The sequence below is a fragment of the Candidatus Bathyanammoxibius amoris genome, from assembly GCA_024451685.1.
Classification (GTDB): Bacteria; Planctomycetota; Brocadiia; order Brocadiales; family Bathyanammoxibiaceae; genus Bathyanammoxibius; species Bathyanammoxibius amoris.
In genome coordinates this window covers 121,293-140,054 of sequence record JAMXCW010000003.1, presented here as the reverse complement: position 1 = coordinate 140,054, position 18,762 = coordinate 121,293, and the positions used below count along the sequence as shown (strand labels likewise).

Genomic DNA, 18,762 nt, shown 5'->3' with positions numbered 1-18,762 from the left:
TAATGCTGTGGATAATCCTGATAGCCTGTGCGTTATTTATCTCCATCCTGGAGAGCACGACGTTCAACCAGATTGGGTTTCTGGGTATACAGCCGGACTTTTTCCTTATCTTCGCAGTCCTTGCGGCACTGAACCTGGACCTCTCTGAGGCAAGCGTAACCGCCTGCATAATGGGTCTTTCCAAGGATATCCTCACCGAGGGGCCTCTCGGCGTGAACGCTTCGTTCTTCATTGTAATCGTCATCCTCATAGGTCTTCTAAGACACAAGGTATATACCGGCAACATACTGATGCAGCTACTCGTCGTACTCATAGCCTCCATCATCTACAGGGGTGGTTCGGCGCTCTTTATGTGGCTCTACTACGGGACGATTGCCCCGTCTCCCATGATTTTAAACGTTTTCGCGGGTTCGGCTTACACCGCCGCGTGGGCCACGGCACCCTATTTCCTTTTTAGAAAGTTCAGGCCGCTGCACCTCAGGCGGGACCTGCTCTGATAATCTCATGTACCCTAACAGACTAAAGATAATCTTCGCTCTTGTCATCGCATCCTTCACACTGCTGGTGATAAGGCTTGGATACCTGCAAATTTTTGAGGGCGCCAAGTACAGCGGCATATCGCAGCAGCGCCTGCTGAGGGACTACTCCGTACCGGCGCGAAGGGGCAATATTTACGACCGTCTCGGAAGGCCGCTGGCGGTTGAAGAACCTGCCTTTGATATCACGGTAGCCTACAAAAACCTTCTCTACGGCCACCTGCGCTCCAAAGGAGAATTGACACCTCCCCTCTCCAGACTTAAGGCCCACAAAAACCTCTCCGCCGGGTGTGATTCCTGCCACAATGAAGATGGTATGGGGCTGTGGGTATCCAGGCTCTCGAAACTCCTGGGCCGGACCCCGCAACAGTTACTCAGCCAAGCGGAAGAAATCATAAACCGTGTGGAGAAGATCAAGGCGCAGGTGCAGAAGCGACATAAAAGACCCGTCAGGATTCAGGAAGAATACGCATCACATGCAATAGTTAAGGACGCCCCCCTAAAAAGGGCCGCGGAGGTTGAGATGCACCCGGATTTATACCCCGGCGTCTCCCTCCACACCAGACCCAAGAGGTACTATCCATACAGTAACGTCGCCTCGCATATCCTGGGCTATGTGGGAAAACCCACCCCGGAAGAACTCAAGAACGCAAAGAACACCCTGCAACCGGCCAGCGGAGACGACGAGAAATTACATCACCACATGAGTCTTGCGTTATCACCGAACGACCACATCGGCAGGTCAGGAATTGAGGCCCAATACGACCTCGACCTTACCGGAAGCCCCGGTAAGAAGATGGAGGAGTTGTCACTCAAGACCCTGGAAGTAAACAGGGTCATATTTGACATGCCTCCCAGACACGGAAACGACGTCTTCCTGACCATTGACCTTGACATACAGCGCCTGGCTGAAGAAATTTTGGGGAAAAACAACGGTTCCATTGTGGTTTTAGATACCCGCAGCGGCGACGTCCTGGCGATGGCCAGTCATCCCGGCTTCAACCCGAACACTTTTGCCGCGGATTACGGCAGACTACTCAACGACCCCGGCAAGCCGCTGCTCAACCGTCCCATACAGGCCCTCTTGCCGCCCGGCTCAGCCTTCAAGATAGTAACTGCCCTCACAGCCCTCTCGGAGGGTGAAATTGACCTGGATACCCGTTTTCAGTGTTCCGGGTCGATAACCCTGGGCGGCCGCAAATTCCGCTGCCACTCATTCCACGGCTCGGTAGACCTTCTGAGGGGCATAGAACACTCCTGCAACGTCTATTTTTTTAATGTGGCACGCCGGCTCAGCGGCACCGCAATGAACGAGTGGGCCAGGGCGTTCGGCTTCGGCAACAAGACCGGCATAGACCTTCCATATGAGGCATCGGGTAACGTGCCACTGCCAAAATACGCCGGTGAAAGACTAAACCTGTCTATTGGTCAGGGTCAACTGCTCGTCACCCCCCTGCAGATGGCGCAACTGGTATCCACGGTCGCAAACGCCGGGGTGGTACTCAGTCCTCACCTCCTGAAGAAGGTCGTTACAGATGACGGCGTAACCTTGCGAGAGTACAAGGCAGACAGGCCGGACATAATAGATATACCCGAAGAAGATTTCATTGCCATCCAGAGGGCTCTGAGACAGGTTGTGATAAGCGGCACCGCGAAACGTAAGGGTCTTGATAAACTGAGGGCGGCCGGCAAGACGGGGACCGCACAGATAGGCAACAGCAACAAAAACCACCTGTGGTTCGTTGGCTATGCCCCGTTTGACGCCCCTCGCTACGCCTTCTGTATCACCATTGAACGTGCCGCCGGTCATTCGGGAGCGGTAACGGGGCCTATGGCCGGGAAACTGGTCTCTGGACTTTATGACATAGAAAGGGCGAGGAGAAAGTTCGTCGCAACGGAGAAGGCTGACACTCACAGGTAAACCAATGGCGACCAGAGATTTTTTAAGGGAATTTGACTGGCTGGTTTTCGGGTCTGCATGCGCTCTCATGGCCATCGGCTTCTTTTTTGTCTGGAGCGCGTCTTCCCAGACCTACGCGTTCCGGCAACTCATCTTTATGGGCATAGGGTTCGGCTTGTTCTTCGGCCTGCTCGCGTTGGACTACATGCAGATAGTCCGTCAGGCATACATACTGTATGTCGTATTCATTGTGACCCTGATAGCCGTGCTCTTTCTCGGGAGCACCATACGCGGCACACACAGGTGGTTTGACCTCGGTGTGGTAAATTTTCAGCCCTCCGAGTTCATGAAGATAATCCTCGTGCTCGCGCTCGCAAGGTATCTGATGTACAAAGAGAAGTACAAACGCTTCAGTATACTCATAATATCACTCGCCTTTACGCTGTTGCCGATGGCGCTTATCTTTATGCAGCCGGACCTGGGTTCCGGCCTTATACTGCTCCCGATATTCTTTGCCATGGTATTCATTACCGGCGCCCGCATAAAGCACTTCTCGCTCCTGATACCTGCGGGGCTTGCCGCGCTCCCGCTAGGATGGTTCTTCCTGCTGCATGAGTATCAAAAGGCCCGGATAATCGGGTTCATCTGGCCAAGCGAGACCCAGGACTGGGGCGCAGCCTATCATAGATTACAGTCACTTGTCGCCATTGGCTCCGGCGGCGTACTGGGACAGGGCTGGAAACAGGGGGTCCAGACACAGCTCAACATCCTCCCCGAACCGCATACGGACTTCATTTTCTCGGTAATAGCCGAGGAGTGGGGGTTCCTCCGCACGTTCGGGGTGATGATAATCTTTCTCGTGTTTATAATAGCCATTTTAGGGATTGCGTACAGGACACGGGACCCCGTGGGACGGCTTGTGTTAATCGGGTTCGTAGCCATGTTCTCCACGCAGATATTTATAAACATAGCGATGGCCCTTGGCGTGGCGCCTATCACCGGGCTTAACCTCCCGTTTGTGAGTTATGGCGGCTCGTCTCTGGTGTCCTCCCTGCTCGCCCTTTCCCTGATAATTAACGTCGGTATACGCAACAGGGTCGTCCTGACCAGAGAAGATTTCACGTAAGGAAGATATGTCACAAAACAATCCCTACTACATGACTAACACATTCTGTATCTGTCTTTGTACGGCCTTTGTGCTGCTTTTGTGCGGGTCTGCCGTCACGGCAGCAGAATACAGGTTCGTGAAATCATTTCCCGTCGCGGTTGAAGAGCCGTCAGGGCTTGCCTACGACACGAAAACTGACACCCTCTGGACGGTCAGAGACGGCGGCGGTGGCCTCTACCAGATAGACAAGCGGGGAATAGTGCTTGAGACGATTGACGTCCCCTCAAATGACCTGGAGGGGATTGCCTACAAGCCAGCTACCGACACGTTCCTACTTGCCGAGGAGAGATATCGAGAAATTAAGGAGATAGACAAACAGGGTAAGACGTTACGTACGGTCAAGGTGCCCATAAATTACCGTCTGTGGCACTTTAATCACGGTCTGGAGGGCATTGCCCATAACCCGGAGAATGGACACGTCTTTGTGGTCAATGAAAAAGACCCCAGGCGGGTGATGGAACTGGATGAAGGCGGCACCATCGCAGGTTCCTTTGAGGTGGACGAGGCCGACGACCTCTCCGGCATACACCGTGACACCGGGAGCGGAAACCTTCTTATCTTAAGCCATGAGTCAAAGAAGGTTATGGAGTATACGCCCGGCGGTAAGCTCTTAGGCTCATTCACTATAGACGTCCCTAAGGCGGAGGGAATTACCATGGATGCGGACGGAAATATTTATATAATCTGTGACGAAACCAACACGCTGTACGTATACTCCCCGGTTGAGGGTTGAGACCGTAAAAGGCGCCGAACGGACATATCATAAGCCTGGTGTTTCAGTCTATTCAGACTAAAATCCACACGACTTAAGTGGCTAATCTTATTCATTAAACCCAACAGCGTATTCTATTACTTTCTTGTCCATATCAAAGTTCTGAAGCCGCAGTCCCTTGATTGCCGCCTCTATCCGTTGCCTCTCCGTACCCCCGCACCCGTAAAACGCCCCGGCCACAAGGAGCGGTTCCTTTGTGACAAGACCAACTATATCACTACCCGTCACCTCCACACCCAGGCCCTCCGCCTCATCCTTCACGGCCTCAAACGCCACGTGCGGCGGCGTAACATCGTAATCCAGTAAATTCATAGAGACTTCGGTTGTGCCAGAGTCCATCGGCACCCCGATGGCTTGCACCTTTTTCAATCTCCCCGGTATCCTTACCTTCTTCCCCTGATGTATTGCTATTACCCCTGAATCTCTGAGCCGGCCCGCGATCTTTCTCGCTAGGCCGACGCTAGACGTATTCAGTCCTATGTTAAAGGCTATCAGGAACTTCCGTGCCCCTATAGCTGTCGCGCCGGTCCTTCTCACACTGTCGGTATATTCACATGGTCCGAAATCAGGCCTCCACATAGAACCCGCCAGTCTTTTTTCCAGGCCCTCGTACTCACCCCTGCGTATATTTGAAAGGGCCACCCTATCTGCAATTCTGGCCGCTTCTCCATATAGATATACAGGTATTCCCAGTCTCTCTCCGACCCCCCTGCCAAGCTCCCGGGCCACCCTTACGCAGTCTTCCATCGTTACCCCTGCTATCGGTACAAACGGACACACATCCGTCGCACCCATACGCGGATGGTGACCATTCTGGACCAACATATCTATCAGCTCTGAGGCCCTGGCTATCGAACGAAACGCGGCCTCCTTCACCTCCTCCGGCCCGCCCACAAACGTAACCACCACCCTGTTATAATCGCTGTTTGCCTCCACATCCAGAAGCCTGACACCGGGGGAGTCCTCTATGGTCACGGTTATATCTCTAATCTTCTCAAGGTCTCTCCCCTCACTGAAGTTCGGTACACACTCAACTAATTTTCCCACGTCCCCCGCCATCGGGTCGCTCCAGTAAGGTCCCATTTGGCCTTTGATATTCTTCCTTCCACATTACACACCCGGGTAGACTACACGCATCAAGCGGCAAAAGCATTCGTGCCCTAAAAAGCAGGCCCGTGAAAGAGGGCGCCGCGGCTTTTTAGGTCCTCCTTCTGTTCCGGGGTGAGTCCTTTCGCCTGTAAGAAGATGGCGCCATAGACATTGGCACCGCTCAGGTCTGCGCCGCTCAGGTCGGCACCCCGGAGTGTGGCGCCTCTCAGGTTGGCATCTACCAGTATGGCGCCGCTCAGGTTGGCTTCCACAAGCATGGCACTGCTCAGGTTGGCGCCGCTAAGATTGGCGCCACTCAGGTTGGCGTTACTCAGAAAACCACTATCAAGGTCGACTCCACGAAGGTCACAGCCGGGACATGAATTCGTATTCCGCACTTTTTCTAAATTGTCATATACCGCCGGTCCATAAATCGAACTTGTTTGCATACCCAATTTACTTGCAGTGCATCCGGTCAAAATCAGGAACGCAATAATCGGCAATAAACGTTGTACATTACCCATTTACAACACCATCCTTTCTCCACCAAAACTTCCGCACGAAAACCTTCTCCACAGTAGTGACGTCACCCCTGGGTAGATAGCCCGGTGGGAAACCGGGTAGCCGTAACCGTTAATCCTTTAATCCTTGCGGATGATGGCTCCGTTTTCTTTAAGGTACTTCCTCTGCTCCGGGGTGAGGCCCCTTACCCTCAGAAAGTCGGCGCCTTGAACCCACGCCCCGTTCAGGCTGGTGCCGCTCATGTCTGCGCCGTTAAAGTCACCACGCCTGAGGTCGGCTGCCTCCAGGTTAGCGCCCCTGAAATCCACATTTTGCAGTTCACAACCGCTCAGGTTGGCGTTTCTAAGATTTGCACCGTTAAGGTTGGCGTCCTCAAGGTTGGTGTTGCGGAGGTCCGCACCATGCAGGTCGCATCCCGGACATGAATTCGTACTTCGCAGTTTTTCTACATTCTCCTCTACAGAGGCACCATAGACCGGGCGCGTCTTTATGCCCGACATACCCAAAACAACGCCGATAGAAACGATAACGGCAACGGCCAATAATGACCCTTTGATGTTACCCATCCTCAGTACCGTCCTTTCTCTCCTGGTTACAATTTTGAGTAAGGAGTTTTCAAAACATCCAGCCGTTCCCGTGCCGGGAACGAACTAAGGGAGCCGGATGGTCCGCCGGCTAATCATCAATCACTATAGCCTCACGCTTTCGAAGGTCGTCCTTCTGCTCCGGGGTGAGGCCCCTGACGCTGATAAACCCCGCGTTTATTACCCGGGCACCGTCCAGTTTGGCACCGTTCAGGTTCGCATTACTCAAGACGGCGGCCTCCAGGTTCGCGTTCGTCAGGTCCGCGTTGCTCAAATCGGTGCCGCTCAGCTCGGCATTCATCAGATCCGCACCGCTCAGGTTGGCGCCTTTCAGGTCTGCATTCTCAAGCTGGGCGCCCTTCAGGTTGGCACCGTGCAGGTCGCAACCCGGGCATTTCCTTGTACTTAACAACTGGGCCACATTTTCTTCCACAGAACTCACAGATTCCTGACCTGCCTGAGTATACGGCATAATTGAGGCCAAACTAATTGAAACCACAAAGGCAACGGCAAACAGCCTCTTTGTGATATAATTCATTATAAGCACCATCCTTTCTCTACTTATGCATCCTTCAATGTATTGGGCCCTGCCTGTATAATATTTCCTCATGAAACAGCGTACGCATCTTGCATGCGGCATCAAGCATTTTTTAAAAAATCTTTCCGGTCATCCATGGTCATCCAGAAAGAGCCGCCGCACAGGACGTAATTACTTGGGCGCACACGGCAGTCGCTGCGGCCTTCTTGTTGACTTACGCCGTGGTTAAAATATAATCTATACACCTAGGCAGGGCAACACCAAACCGAGAATAAACCCATGAGAATCGGTATCCTGGGGGGAACCTTTAACCCCGTTCATATCGGACATCTCATCATCGCTGAAGAGGTGTATCACAGGCACGGACTCGACAGGGTCCAGTTCATCCCTTCGGGTCAGCCGCCCCATAAGAACGCAGATGACATTGTGGACGCCCGGCACCGCTATGAGATGGTCGCCCTGGCCATAAAAGACACCGACCACTTTGATGTCTCGGACGTAGAGATCTCCCGCGAGGGCAAGTCGTATACCATCGACACCGTAGAGGCCCACCCGGAACTCTATGGCAGGGACTCGGACCCACATCTCATAATCGGCACGGACACCGTAAACGAGCTGCCTACATGGAAGGAAATTAAACGGCTTGCCGAGCTGTGCCGTATCGTAGTGGTGAACCGGCCCGGCAACACCCTGGACAATCTGAACCAGCTCGTACCCATACTGGGACGGGAAAAGGTGGAGGAAATAAGGCGGATTCAGGTAGAAATCCCCCCTGTCGACATCTCCTCCACGGAGATAAGGAGGAGACTAAGAAGCGGTCTCCCTATAAGCCACATGGTACCGCAGAATGTGGAACTGTACATTAAAAAACACGGGCTTTACAGGTAGTGAAACCAACGGGTTATAAATGGACCGGGGGCGGGTTAGGCGATACGCCTGATACTAAATAATTATTCTCTCAAGAAACTCCCTGGCCTTTATGGCGTCCTCGATGCCCCCGTCTCCCGCCTCTCTCTTTACCACAAGATGCCCGGTATAGCCAATCTCGCAGAGGGCCAGCACGTAATCCCTGAAAGGCACTATCCCTTCACCCGGCACCGTCTCCGCGTAACCCCTCTCTCCTTTCAGGACGTCTCTGGCATAGGCATGGACTATATAACCGCCCAGTTCACGTACACCACTAACCACGTCCAGCCCTCTGGGTATCAGTACCGAAGGGTCATAACACACCTTGACACCCTGCGTATTCAGGGAATCTAGCATCTTTTTTAGATCAGCGGGTGTTGACTCACCCACGTGGCTCGCAAGGTGGATATCATAATTTTCGGCCCGCTTCCCTACCTCATTCAATACCTCCCGGAGCCTGCCGCGTGCCCTGCCTGTTTCGTCTTCAGGCACCCGGCCTATCCCGGTGGTGATTATCCGCACCCTCAGGTCGAGCGCCAGCCCTATAAGCTTCTCGGTCTCGTCAAAAAGCCGCTCTACAGCTCCTTCATCAGAGAAACCCCTTCCAAAGTCACCACAAAGCGCGCTGACCTCCAGGCCATATGAACCCACGTAGCGCAAGAAGTCACGGCGTCCGCTGTGTGACAGCTCAGGGGTGATAGGGCCATGGGCGGCGTCAACGTCTATCGTCGCCAGGCCGGTTCTTGAGACATTGCCAATCGCCTCTTTAACATCCGACCCAAGAGAACTCAGGGTAACTCCCAGCTTCATATCCTAAACCTTCAAATTAAATACCAAGACCGCGACATTATTAAGAACGTGGCAGCCCTATCGAGTTTTCAGACAAGAGTAGACCTGCGCAATAAGAGTTCGAGATAAGAGGAGAAATATATGGAGGGGGTTATTAAAAGAATGGCTGCAGCAAGCGGCGCTGTTTAGCGCTTAGTCCACTGGAAGCTCTTTCTTGCACCCTTTTTTCCGTACTTCTTGCGTTCCTTCATCCTGCTGTCCCTGGTCAGAAAGCCTTGAACGCGGAGGATTTCCATGTGCTCGCCTTCCACCTTCATAAGCGCACGGGATACACCAAGCGAGATTGCGCCTGCCTGTCCTGTGGTGCCACCGCCGGTAACGTTCACAAACACCTTGTACTTACCCAGGGTGTCCGTGGCCTTCAAAGGGGCCAGCACTACGGCCTTGTCTATGTCCCTTGAAAAAAAGTCATCAAGTGGAGACTTGTTTATAGACACGGCGCCGTCGCCTTCTATCAGGCGAACCCTTGCGACAGAGGATTTCCGCCTGCCGGTACCCCATACATAGTTAGTCTTATTATCGTCATTGCCGGTTTTTGCTGTCCTGGCCATTTACCTCGCCTTTAATTAAAAGTTAACTCCCTGGGCTGCTGCGCCTCATGGGGATGTTCGGGACCCGCATAAATCTTGAGTTTCTTTATCATCTTGTCTCCCAATTTGCTCTTGGGCAACATACGCTTCACAGCCAGCCTTACCACCCTGTCCGAGTGTTTCTCCAGCATTTCCCCGGCGGGTTTGAGCTTCAGGCCGCTGGGATAGCCCGTATAACGCTTATACATCTTATCCTTCAACTTATTCCCCGTAAGTTTAACTTTTTTCGCATTATACACTACGACAAAATCACCCGTATCCACATGAGACGTGTATTGCGGTTTGTGTTTACCCTGCAGAACGGTGGCGATGCGCGTCGCCATCCTGCCCAGCACCTTGCCGTCCGCGTTAACCTCGTACCATACCTTCGGTACCAGGCCGTCTTTTGCAACAAAGGTTTTCATCTATAATAATCTCCAAAATCCCTGCAAGCCGAAACGTAGAATTTAACACGAAACCCTGGATATTGTCAACAGGATTAATGCCGCGGCTAAAGGCGTCACCCCCTGCGGTGGGCAGGATGAGCGCGCGGCCATACGTGGATGCACACATGTGGTAGTATTGAGCCAATTCCGTAGAATTCCCGCTCAAAAGAGCCGATTCAGCCGGCGGCGTCTACCACATACAGGCCGGTCAACGGGTCAGCTTTGCGGCTTCTACGACGTTTTTTAGAAGCATTACGGTAGTAACCGGTCCAACCCCGCCCGGTACGGGGGTTATTTGAGAAGCAACCTCACTGGCACTCGCAAAGTCTACATCGCCCACGGTTTTCTTCTTTTGCTTGCCGCTTTTGTTCAGGACCGGCTTACCGTCTGCATCGTATTCCGGCACTCTGTTTATGCCAACGTCGATTACAATCGCACCGGGTTTTACTAAATCACCCGCCAGAAACCCCGCCTTTCCCGCGGCCACGACCAGTATATCGGCCCTTTTTGTGTGGAAGGCCATATCCCTGGTTCTGGTGTGACATATGGTCAGCGTGGCATGGAGGTCAAGCAGCAAAAGGGCAACAGGCTTTCCGACTATCGCGCTCCGACCGACGATAGTGACCTCTTTGCCCTTTATCTCCACTCCGGTGCTCTTTATAAGTTCTACCGCGGCCATAGCGGTGCAGGGGGCCAGTCTCGCCTTGCCGTACACCAGCCGCCCCATGCTTGCCAGGTTCATCCCCTCAGCGTCCTTCTCCGGGACTATCGAGGACTGTACCCGCTGGGCGTTAATACCTGCGGGCAGCGGCAATTGCACTATGACAGCGGTAACAGAGGAGTCCTGATTAAGCCTTCTTATGTGTCCTATCAGCTCAGCTTCAGTTATATCCCCCGGCAGACTTTCGAGGGTGTATTGCAGGCCTATTTCTTCACAGGCCTTCGCCTGGCTGCGGATGTATACCTGAGAGGAGGCATTCTCGCCCACCTGAACCGCAAATAAATGCGGCGCCTTTCCTCCTTCTTTTAACGATTCAACCTCCCTGGCCAGCTCATCTCTTATCTTCTGCGCGAGTGCATTGCCGTCAATCAACTGCGCCGTCATATAACTTCTCCTCACAATCTAAGGGGCTGTATTAAGTTGTATTAACAACTTATGTTAAGGGCTAACTATTATAAAAATTAACGTGACACATGCAAGAAAAACCCTGCAAGTCCTTATGAATCGAAATATTTTGACATGGTCTTAAGAATCTGCTAAGATTCTTTTAAGACGTATCTAACACACAACTTAATCACAAGCCAGGACATAAATTTTGAAGGTAGTGGTTGCCAAAACGGCAGGATTCTGTATGGGCGTGCGCCGGGCAGTGGACATAGCCCTTAATGCGGCGCAGAGCGAAAACCGCAAAAACGGCAATATATATACGGACGGCCCCTTAATCCATAACCCTCAGGTGTTGGAGCTGTTAAGGGCAAGGGGCATCAGTGCCGTAGAGGACGGCCTGGATGTCTCTGGATGTACCGTGGTAATAAGGGCCCACGGTATCACCCCCTCCCGAAGAGACAGGATTGAATCTATGGGGGCGAAGATTTGTGACGCCACCTGCCCCCGCGTGACACGGGTGCAATCCATTATAAAGAGATACTCCTCGCAGGGCTTCTCTACTATTATAGTCGGTGACGAGGGACACGCTGAGGTAGTGGGGCTTCTGGGACATGCGGAGGGCGCCGGCCACGTGGTTGGCTCGGTCGAAGACATAGAGAAGCTCCCCCCCCTGGACAAGGTATGCGTGGTGGCCCAGACTACTCAGGACAAGCGGCTCTACAAACAAATAACCTCCCTGCTCAAAAAGAAATATGCCCACTGTCAGGTCTTTAATACTATCTGTCATTCCACCAATGACAGACAGGCGGAGGTAATAGACCTTTGTCAAGAAGTGGATGCTATGGTGGTCGTCGGCGGCAGGGGAAGCGCCAATACGACCCGATTGGTACGGATATGCGAGAGAGAAGGGGTTCCCACCTTTCATGTCGAAACGGAAAAAGAATTGGAATTTGACAACTTTAGCGATTTTGACGTTGTGGGTATAACAGCCGGGGCTTCCACTCCGCAATGGTTGACAAAGAGGATTGAAGACAGGATTGCCACTTATGAAAAACACAAGACTGCCAGGATGTGGGGCATGGCAAAGGCGGTTTTCAACATATTTGTCGGAAGTTGTCTCTATCTTGGGATCGGCGCGATAGCCCTGAGTTATGCCAACACCATTCTGCTTGGCGTTGAGCCCAAGATGATCTACTGTATAATCGCGGCGTTGTTCCTGTTCTCCATGCATGTATTGAATAACACCGCCAACAGAGAGGCGGCAGCCATAAGTGAACCCACTATAGCAACGCTCTATGACAGCTACAGGTCCGTATTTCTGGTACTTGGTTTTGCCGGTATATTCGCCAGTTACGGGTTAGCCTTAGTACTGGACTTTTCGGTCTTCCTGATGTTATTCCTGGCCAGCGTCTTTTTTGTAATCGCCTTTCGACTACAGGTCGTGCCTTCAAGCGTTTCGAGCCTCTTGAGGTATAAGGGGCTTGAGCAGTTTGCGGGTTCAAAAGAAATTTTCTTTGGAATAGCCTGGGCCCTGACTACAGCCCTTATACCGTTTTTGGTCAGCGATTCGCAAAACCTCTCGGCCTTGGGGGTGGCCATGGCCTTCACATTCAGCATCGCATTCATCCGGGCCGTTCTCTTAGATATCCGGGACATTCATGTAGACAGGATTGTCGGCAGGGACACTATCCCAATAGCCCTTGGCAATAAGTGGACCAAGATAATGCTTGTCACTGTCGCAATCTTAATGGCCTCTGTTCTGACCTTGAGTCCCACTTTTGGGTGGACGTCTACGTTTAGCTATTTCCTCATCCCTTGTGTTATCTACGCCTGTTTCTACCTTTACCTGTATCATGTCAGGCTCATCGGCGAGGGCTTGATGTGCGAGGCGGTTGTGGATTTTAATTTCATGTTGTCCGGGATTATTGCCTTTTACATGTCTAAATGGGCCTTGTAGTTCGACTTGAAGACTTTATGACGGCTGTTTCTTGTGTAGTTAAGTGGTAGATAATGAAAAATTTCACCTAACCAGTAACAACAACGTTACCGGAGGACGGCAAACACAACATGGATCGCAGAAAAATACTCAAAGAACGTGAACTACATAAAAAACGCAAAGGGCGCCGTGGCTTTATACACATATTCACTACGGACATAAAGAAGAGGCTCATTGCGGGCGCCATCGTCCTGCTGCCCCTATACATCACGTTCTACGTCCTCAAACTGCTCTTTACCTTTGCCGGTGGAACCATGGTGCCTGTGGTTCAGAGGATATTCCTCAGGTCGGACTGGGTGCAGTTGAGGGTGCCCGACTCGGTGCTGACCCCCCTGATGTTCCTTATCGGGCTGATAATGCTTTTTCTGCTCCTTTATTTTGCCGGTGCCTTCGCCACAAACTTTATCGGTAGGAGAATTATATCTTTCGGTGAGAGCATACTGGAGAGAATGCCCTTGGTAAAGAATATCTACGGCACAACGAAACAGCTTATTCGCAGCGCCACTCTTCCGGGCAAGGGGGCCTTTAAACGGGTGGTGCTGGTCGATTTTCCAAGGAGGGGGTCGAAGGCCCTCGGTTTTGTAACGGGTTCTTTTCAACTTAAAGACGGGAGCACGCTGGTAAGCGTTTTTGTCTCCACCTCACCTAACCCCACTTCCGGTTTTGTTGTGCTCTTTCCCGAGTCTGATGTGGAAGACACCCATCTAAGCGTAGAAGAAGGGTTTAAGGTCATTGTCTCCGGCGGTATCCTTACCCCTGGTTTTGTGGAAGAGGCAAAAAAGACTCACCCGTTCTAAAAACCGTTTGCCGCCCCGCTTAACCGCAATCGCACTTACCAGGGTTTAATTATGTATCCAAAGATGATAAAGGTCAGACAGAGGTTTTCTATGCAAAGGATTGAAGACGTCGCCTCTGCAACCGGGCAAGAACTCCTGAAACTTCAACCCGCTTCAAGGGTAAAAGCAGGCGATACCGTGGCGGTTACCGCCGGCAGCCGGGGTATCGCGGATATAGCACTTATTACCCGGACGGTGATAAAAACACTCCAAAACCTGGAGGCTAAACCGTTTATAATCCCTGCCATGGGCAGCCATGGCGGTGCCACCGCGGAGGGGCAGGCCGCAGTGCTGGCCGGGTATGGAATTACGGAGGCCCGCATGGGCGTCCCCATCAGGTCCTCAATGGAGGTGGTAGATATGGGCACCAGCCCCCTTGGGTTTCCTGTGCATATGGACAAACATGCTGCCGGGGCAGACCACATAGTCCTCATCAACCGCATCAAGACACATACACGCTTTAGCGGCAGAATTGAGAGCGGTCTCGTCAAGATGCTCCTTGTAGGGCTGGGCAAGCAGCCCGCTGCCACAATATACCACCGCGCGACACAGGAATATTCATTCGACGAAATCATAAACGACACAGTCCCTATCCTCCTGAAAAAGCTCCCCGTCCTTTTAGGCCTGGCCGTCATTGAAAACGCCAGGGGCGAAGTTGCGGGGCTGGAGGCCGTATTACCGGACAGACTTCTGGAGAGGGAACCGGAACTCCTGGAGAAGGCTGTCAGCCTGACGGCAAAACTGCCCTTCAATGAGATTGACCTCCTGGTCGTAGACGAGATGGGCAAAGACATCTCGGGTACTGGAATAGACACGTCAATCATCGGGAGGAAAGAACACTCCAATATAAAAATAAAAAGGATATTTGTCAGAGACCTTACAGGTAAATCCGACGGCAACGCCTGTGGGATCGGGTTTGCCGACTTTACCACCAAACGCCTTGTCGACAAGATAAACATTGCCGACACGGACGTAAACTGTATTACCGCCCTGAGGCCCGAGGGGGCCAAGATTCCCCCAACCTGTGCTACTGACAGGGAGGCCCTGACACAGGCACTAGACACGCTGGGTCTCGTTAAACCTGAACATGCGCGTATCGTAAGGATAAAGAGCACCCGGGACCTCGAAGAACTGAGCGTCTCAGATGCCTATACTGGTGAATTAAACGGACGCCGGGACCTGGAAACAGTCTCGGAGGCGGCAACCATGTCCTTTGACACCGAGGGAAACCTTTTGCCGTAATTATTCTACTGCGGATGGAGCCCTGTTATGAGGCAGAAACTTCGCTCATGCGTCACGCTATTTTGTTGTGTCCTGTGTCTTCAACTCGCCTCTTTTCCGGGGGCCCGCGGTGGAGAGGGAGAATTCCCGGACCTCGTCATCTCCGGCTACGGTAAGCTTGTGGAAGACAACCCCTGGCTCCACCTGCGCGACGCCGTAGCCCCTGGTGATACCGTCGTCTATACTATTACCATAACAAATCAGGGCAACACCACCTACGAGGGGCCGGTAAACGTCGGGGCATACGGCCTCCCTGAGAGCTGGCAGGCAGAAGCCTCCACGGCCCAGGTTACGCTTCCTCCCTATGGTCAGGAACAGGCCACTTATGACATGAAGGTCCCGGTTGTCATACCTGGCAACGCCGTTCCGGGTGAATACGTAGCTGTCTTTCGCATAGAGCCGGTTCAGGGAGAAGAACGTACGTACAATAACGTTCACAGGGTTCCAATAAATATATTACCCCCTCAACCTGACCTGGATATCGTGGACATCCGCTGGACGCCGGTAAATCCCTCGGTGTTCGACCGGCCGGATATTGAGGTCATCATACGTAACAAAGGAACTGCCGACGCCGGGGCTTTCAGGCTTGAGCTTGACGTGCAGGTCGGGAGCGAGGCGTATACTACCCACCTGGAGGCCGACGTTCCGGGCCTGAAGCAGGGCGAGACCCTCTCATGGAGATTTGGAGAAATCCAGGGTACGGGCACCTTCTCCACCAGATATAACAGAAACGTGGTTAAGGCCGCTATCAACACAGACCGCCGCGTCACCGAGCACAACTATATCAACAACGAACGCGTAAAGTACATTTCTGTAATCGAGGGGCCGCTGCACGTAGATTTAGACTGGAAACCGCGCAGCCCGACGACACAGGATGATATCGATTTTTTCTTTACCGTCGTCAATGAAGGAGGCGTGCGCTGGATGTTCCCCGACTACAGGCGCGACGGCAGCGGCGCTACGATAATCCTGCGCTATTGGCCAATCAGCGACTTCAACGCCGCCAAAATTGTAGAGGAGGGTATCTGGGTCCTTGGCCCCGGGAAAAGCGTTACTTACCATATTCGTGAGAAGATACCGGAGCCGGGGGAATACAGGGTCAAGTGCGAGATATATGCCGGCTACCCCTACTGGACCGTTACCCAGACGCCTGAGATGGCGCTCACCGTATCAGCACCCTAGCGGCACGTGCACCGCTACAAAAACTCCTCCAGCCTGGCAGTCAGGCCCTTAAAGGGAAGGGCGTTTGTTGTAAACCCTTGCTGACTTAAATGGGTTTCCAGCCTGGTGGGTTTTGTACCGGTGTATTTAACGGAGTAAATGTTTGTGTTTTTATCAGGGTCTATTTGGACCTCAACGACAAGCAGGCCCATATTGTCCATCAACAGCGCCACTCTTTTATAACTTTCTTCCCCGCTCTCACCGTCATCCGGGGAGAGCATATACTCCTCACCGACGGCGCCGAGCATCCCCTTAAACCGGGCATCAACCCTTTTCTTAACTTCATCTGGAAATGAATGTTCCTTAGACATCACAGCTTCATGACCTTTATTCAGAACGTATCTATTGTTGTTGTAGCGGCAGAGTTTACTCTGCGAACATCTGTAGTCCACAAACGTAATCTTTGTTCAGAACGTCTACACAACCGTCATTCTGAGGCACACATTGTTGTTGTAGCGGGTGCCGCAGGGCTTTAGCCCTGCGATTTTCCAAATTCCTCTGAAGAGACTTCAAATTAGCAGTCTTCCGCACTTTTAGGCCGGTTCTTACACTTGTCAGGAGTATAGTGATGTGATACGTTGATGTCAAAGGGGAATGGATGGGGCCCGGTGGTCCCGACGGACTTCAAATCCGGTTTGTCCGCCTCATAAGCGGATAGGTGGGTTCGACTCCCACACATTCCCGCCATTACATCTTTATGTCTCAAAGGGTTAGGCAGACAACAACAAAAGATTTTACCGTCAACAGACTGTCAACAGTTCATCCTGAGTTGTCATGGACACCTATTGGTTACCAAAGCCATTAGGCTTGACAAGCCTTCTGGCAAGTTGTAGATTTGCCCACTAGACAATCTTACCTCTTCACCTTCCTCCTCAGGGCTAGGGCAAAGAGAGCGAACTGGGTGGGACAAACTATTATTTCAATCAGCCAAATGATTGGCCCCAAATAGCTCGTAATTTCTGGCTTAGCAACCCTACCAAATGAAGTAACCATTAGGCTGTTCCACATACTTTGGAAGAAGCAACCATCCCCCGAAAGGCAATAAAGCAACGGGAATACAAGAAACACGAGTATTAGAAATACTCCTAATGCCCTTAGTGGTCTCTCGCCGTAGCCGCTTGCCCAAAAATATAGGTTAAACAAGACACCTTCCACGATTGACCACCCGTACATTTTCCGTCCGCACTCCATCTCCCCAAAGTGAAAATCTCCAGCCCTGTTCCAGTCTTTTTTGTCTTCAAAGTTTTTCTTTAATTCCAAATAGAGTCGTCGTACCGGCTCATACTGTTTTTCCCTGACTTTCTTGTTTTTAGGATCCTTTTGTACCTCAATATCGGCATCACGTTCGTCTTTTAAAACGTTTAGCCTTCCTCCATTTTCCACAAATTTGCAGTACCTGAAGTCCACCTTGTCTATGTTTGAATTGAGGAAGCTAGACTTACTTAGGTCAGTATCCGCAAACACTGCCTGTTTGTACGTCCTCGGGAATTCGACCCAGAAAAACCTACGGAGTTTTTCTGGAGGCTTGTTCGAAAGCTTCTCTATAGTCTTCCCATATAACTTGTCTTCTGACAGGTTTAATAATTGAGTCTTTTCTTGTCCAGACATAACTCCTTTGAAAATGAAAAGACCAGTGTGATGATGGTAAGATATTTTATCTTCGAGTGGTTCTGGGAATTCTAGAAACGGTAACTTATATTTGACTATTTCATGGGTTCCATAAAACGTAGTTCGTATAAAATACACTTGGTTATCGAAATGAGAATTATCAAAATTGGTACTTCCATAAAAGATAGTATCGGTAAACGAAACCTGCTTAGCTAGAAATTGTGTAGTCTTAAAGTCTACATCTTCAAAGGCAGCCCCCCTAAAGCTCGTTAGTTCACCTTTAAAAGTAGTTTTAGAGAACTCCACAGAACTCAGGAACTTAGCATTTATGAAATCTGCTCCCTTCTCAAATGTGGCATCGCTGAATTCAGTCACTCCTTTAAATATAGCATTTCTGAACGTAGCCTTCTTCAGGAACTTAGCTCCGCTAAAGTGCGTTTCTCCATTGAATGTGGTTGCGGCTAAAATTACCCCCTCCGCGAATGTTGCCCAGTTGAAAAGTGTAGGTTTCTCGGGGAATATTGATTTTTTAAAGGGCCAGGAGTCAAAAACTATGGGAAAGAAACAACCTCGGAGGTCTATTGTGTTATTTTCAGTCTCTATCTTCTCCTTCACTCTTTTTATGAATGCTTGAGTATCTTTATCCTCGTCTTCAGAGTGGAGGAGACAGTAGCCCTTGGGGTCGTTTAGAAGGGGTGGTTCGCTACATTTAGCATAATCTCTCCAGGGAAAAGGTGGTTCCCATTTGCACCCATTATCTGCCATGTCCTTTGCCCCTCTAAGACCCGAAAGGATTATTAGTCAGTCCACCTGAGGTAGATTGGCATATTATA

At 51.5% G+C, this 18,762-nt stretch carries 19 protein-coding genes and 1 tRNA gene; 10 read left to right on the top strand and 10 right to left on the bottom strand.

All coding sequences use genetic code 11. The features are described 5' to 3' along the window. The first annotated feature begins 2 nt into the window (after positions 1–2). The 4 genes from mreD to NOU37_03120 all read left to right on the top strand — a co-directional run bounded on the left by mreD (position 3) and on the right by NOU37_03120 (position 4,337). On the top strand, positions 3–497 hold the full coding sequence (gene mreD / locus NOU37_03135; GenBank protein MCQ4574229.1) for a rod shape-determining protein MreD: 495 nt from the start codon (positions 3–5) through the stop codon (positions 495–497). A gap of 7 nt (positions 498–504) precedes the next feature. Further along, positions 505–2,457: a penicillin-binding transpeptidase domain-containing protein gene (locus tag NOU37_03130; GenBank protein ID MCQ4574228.1), complete on the top strand. Its 1,953-nt coding sequence runs from the start codon at positions 505–507 to the stop codon at positions 2,455–2,457. A 4-nt stretch (positions 2,458–2,461) separates the two neighbouring features. Continuing rightward, a complete protein-coding gene (gene rodA / locus NOU37_03125; GenBank protein ID MCQ4574227.1) occupies positions 2,462–3,562 on the top strand; it encodes a rod shape-determining protein RodA in 1,101 nt (366 codons plus the stop codon). 118 nt (positions 3,563–3,680) lie between these two features. Then, positions 3,681–4,337 carry an SdiA-regulated domain-containing protein gene (locus NOU37_03120; protein ID MCQ4574226.1) on the top strand — a complete coding sequence of 219 codons (657 nt, stop codon included), beginning with the start codon at positions 3,681–3,683 and terminating at the stop codon, positions 4,335–4,337. An 87-nt stretch (positions 4,338–4,424) separates the two neighbouring features. Here NOU37_03120 and ftcD read toward each other — a convergent pair whose 3' ends face one another. The 4 genes from ftcD to NOU37_03100 form a co-directional block, all read right to left on the bottom strand. After that, a complete protein-coding gene (gene ftcD, locus NOU37_03115) occupies positions 4,425–5,459 on the bottom strand; it encodes a glutamate formimidoyltransferase (protein ID MCQ4574225.1) in 1,035 nt (344 codons plus the stop codon). 77 nt (positions 5,460–5,536) lie between these two features. Beyond that, entirely contained in the window at positions 5,537–5,914 is a 378-nt protein-coding gene (locus tag NOU37_03110; protein MCQ4574224.1) for a pentapeptide repeat-containing protein, read from the bottom strand. A gap of 192 nt (positions 5,915–6,106) precedes the next feature. Further along, positions 6,107–6,553, bottom strand: a complete 447-nt coding sequence (locus tag NOU37_03105) for a pentapeptide repeat-containing protein (protein MCQ4574223.1) — start codon at positions 6,551–6,553, stop codon at positions 6,107–6,109. A 109-nt stretch (positions 6,554–6,662) separates the two neighbouring features. Continuing rightward, positions 6,663–7,109, bottom strand: coding sequence for a pentapeptide repeat-containing protein (locus NOU37_03100; protein MCQ4574222.1), 447 nt, complete (start codon positions 7,107–7,109; stop codon positions 6,663–6,665). 279 nt (positions 7,110–7,388) lie between these two features. Between NOU37_03100 and nadD the strand changes: the two genes are divergently transcribed. Then, positions 7,389–7,997, top strand: coding sequence for a nicotinate-nucleotide adenylyltransferase (gene nadD / locus NOU37_03095; protein MCQ4574221.1), 609 nt, complete (start codon positions 7,389–7,391; stop codon positions 7,995–7,997). A 54-nt stretch (positions 7,998–8,051) separates the two neighbouring features. Here the strand turns inward: nadD and NOU37_03090 are convergent, their stop codons facing one another. The 4 genes from NOU37_03090 to NOU37_03075 form a co-directional block, all read right to left on the bottom strand. Continuing rightward, on the bottom strand, positions 8,052–8,825 hold the full coding sequence (locus NOU37_03090; GenBank protein ID MCQ4574220.1) for a sugar phosphate isomerase/epimerase: 774 nt from the start codon (positions 8,823–8,825) through the stop codon (positions 8,052–8,054). Between the two features lie 164 nt (positions 8,826–8,989). Then, positions 8,990–9,415 carry a 30S ribosomal protein S9 gene (gene rpsI / locus NOU37_03085; GenBank protein MCQ4574219.1) on the bottom strand — a complete coding sequence of 142 codons (426 nt, stop codon included), beginning with the start codon at positions 9,413–9,415 and terminating at the stop codon, positions 8,990–8,992. Between the two features lie 11 nt (positions 9,416–9,426). After that, a complete protein-coding gene (rplM, locus tag NOU37_03080) occupies positions 9,427–9,858 on the bottom strand; it encodes a 50S ribosomal protein L13 (protein MCQ4574218.1) in 432 nt (143 codons plus the stop codon). A 229-nt stretch (positions 9,859–10,087) separates the two neighbouring features. Next, the gene (locus NOU37_03075; GenBank protein MCQ4574217.1) at positions 10,088–10,984 is read right to left on the bottom strand and encodes a bifunctional 5,10-methylenetetrahydrofolate dehydrogenase/5,10-methenyltetrahydrofolate cyclohydrolase; all 897 of its coding nucleotides are present in this window, start codon (positions 10,982–10,984) and stop codon (positions 10,088–10,090) included. A 220-nt stretch (positions 10,985–11,204) separates the two neighbouring features. Here NOU37_03075 and ispH point away from each other — a divergent pair, with 220 nt between their 5' ends. From ispH to NOU37_03055, 4 genes are all read left to right on the top strand, one after another. Further along, on the top strand, positions 11,205–12,944 hold the full coding sequence (gene ispH, locus NOU37_03070) for a 4-hydroxy-3-methylbut-2-enyl diphosphate reductase (protein ID MCQ4574216.1): 1,740 nt from the start codon (positions 11,205–11,207) through the stop codon (positions 12,942–12,944). A gap of 110 nt (positions 12,945–13,054) precedes the next feature. Further along, positions 13,055–13,780 carry a DUF502 domain-containing protein gene (locus NOU37_03065; protein MCQ4574215.1) on the top strand — a complete coding sequence of 242 codons (726 nt, stop codon included), beginning with the start codon at positions 13,055–13,057 and terminating at the stop codon, positions 13,778–13,780. A 90-nt stretch (positions 13,781–13,870) separates the two neighbouring features. Continuing rightward, complete coding sequence (locus NOU37_03060) at positions 13,871–15,061, top strand: nickel-dependent lactate racemase (protein ID MCQ4574214.1); 1,191 nt, start codon at positions 13,871–13,873, stop codon at positions 15,059–15,061. Between the two features lie 27 nt (positions 15,062–15,088). Further along, positions 15,089–16,282: an NEW3 domain-containing protein gene (locus NOU37_03055; GenBank protein MCQ4574213.1), complete on the top strand. Its 1,194-nt coding sequence runs from the start codon at positions 15,089–15,091 to the stop codon at positions 16,280–16,282. 14 nt (positions 16,283–16,296) lie between these two features. On the opposite strand, the gene NOU37_03050 is transcribed toward NOU37_03055, so the two are convergent. Then, complete coding sequence (locus NOU37_03050) at positions 16,297–16,632, bottom strand: hypothetical protein (protein MCQ4574212.1); 336 nt, start codon at positions 16,630–16,632, stop codon at positions 16,297–16,299. Positions 16,633–16,911: 279 nt separating this feature from the next. On the opposite strand from NOU37_03050, the gene NOU37_03045 reads away from it, so the two are divergent. Then, positions 16,912–17,008, top strand: a tRNA-Sec gene (locus NOU37_03045). Positions 17,009–17,173: 165 nt separating this feature from the next. On the opposite strand, the gene NOU37_03040 is transcribed toward NOU37_03045, so the two are convergent. Next, on the bottom strand, positions 17,174–18,694 hold the full coding sequence (locus NOU37_03040) for a pentapeptide repeat-containing protein (protein MCQ4574211.1): 1,521 nt from the start codon (positions 18,692–18,694) through the stop codon (positions 17,174–17,176). Between the last annotated feature and the right edge of the window lie 68 nt (positions 18,695–18,762).

Bases quoted from the DNA above. Each gene is read 5' to 3' on its own strand.
- NOU37_03090 (MCQ4574220.1), bottom strand. From the start codon at position 8,825: ATGAAGCTGGGAGTTACCCTGAGTTCTCTTGGGTCGGATGTTAAAGAG.
- mreD (MCQ4574229.1), top strand. From the start codon at position 3: ATGCTGTGGATAATCCTGATAGCCTGTGCGTTATTTATCTCCATCCTG.
- rplM (MCQ4574218.1), bottom strand. From the start codon at position 9,858: ATGAAAACCTTTGTTGCAAAAGACGGCCTGGTACCGAAGGTATGGTAC.
- NOU37_03075 (MCQ4574217.1), bottom strand. From the start codon at position 10,984: ATGACGGCGCAGTTGATTGACGGCAATGCACTCGCGCAGAAGATAAGA.
- NOU37_03050 (MCQ4574212.1), bottom strand. From the start codon at position 16,632: ATGTCTAAGGAACATTCATTTCCAGATGAAGTTAAGAAAAGGGTTGAT.
- NOU37_03055 (MCQ4574213.1), top strand. From the start codon at position 15,089: ATGAGGCAGAAACTTCGCTCATGCGTCACGCTATTTTGTTGTGTCCTG.
- ftcD (MCQ4574225.1), bottom strand. From the start codon at position 5,459: ATGGGACCTTACTGGAGCGACCCGATGGCGGGGGACGTGGGAAAATTA.
- NOU37_03105 (MCQ4574223.1), bottom strand. From the start codon at position 6,553: ATGGGTAACATCAAAGGGTCATTATTGGCCGTTGCCGTTATCGTTTCT.
- nadD (MCQ4574221.1), top strand. From the start codon at position 7,389: ATGAGAATCGGTATCCTGGGGGGAACCTTTAACCCCGTTCATATCGGA.
- NOU37_03040 (MCQ4574211.1), bottom strand. From the start codon at position 18,694: ATGGCAGATAATGGGTGCAAATGGGAACCACCTTTTCCCTGGAGAGAT.
- NOU37_03060 (MCQ4574214.1), top strand. From the start codon at position 13,871: ATGCAAAGGATTGAAGACGTCGCCTCTGCAACCGGGCAAGAACTCCTG.
- rpsI (MCQ4574219.1), bottom strand. From the start codon at position 9,415: ATGGCCAGGACAGCAAAAACCGGCAATGACGATAATAAGACTAACTAT.
- NOU37_03065 (MCQ4574215.1), top strand. From the start codon at position 13,055: ATGGATCGCAGAAAAATACTCAAAGAACGTGAACTACATAAAAAACGC.
- NOU37_03130 (MCQ4574228.1), top strand. From the start codon at position 505: ATGTACCCTAACAGACTAAAGATAATCTTCGCTCTTGTCATCGCATCC.
- NOU37_03110 (MCQ4574224.1), bottom strand. From the start codon at position 5,914: ATGCAAACAAGTTCGATTTATGGACCGGCGGTATATGACAATTTAGAA.
- NOU37_03100 (MCQ4574222.1), bottom strand. From the start codon at position 7,109: ATGAATTATATCACAAAGAGGCTGTTTGCCGTTGCCTTTGTGGTTTCA.
- rodA (MCQ4574227.1), top strand. From the start codon at position 2,462: ATGGCGACCAGAGATTTTTTAAGGGAATTTGACTGGCTGGTTTTCGGG.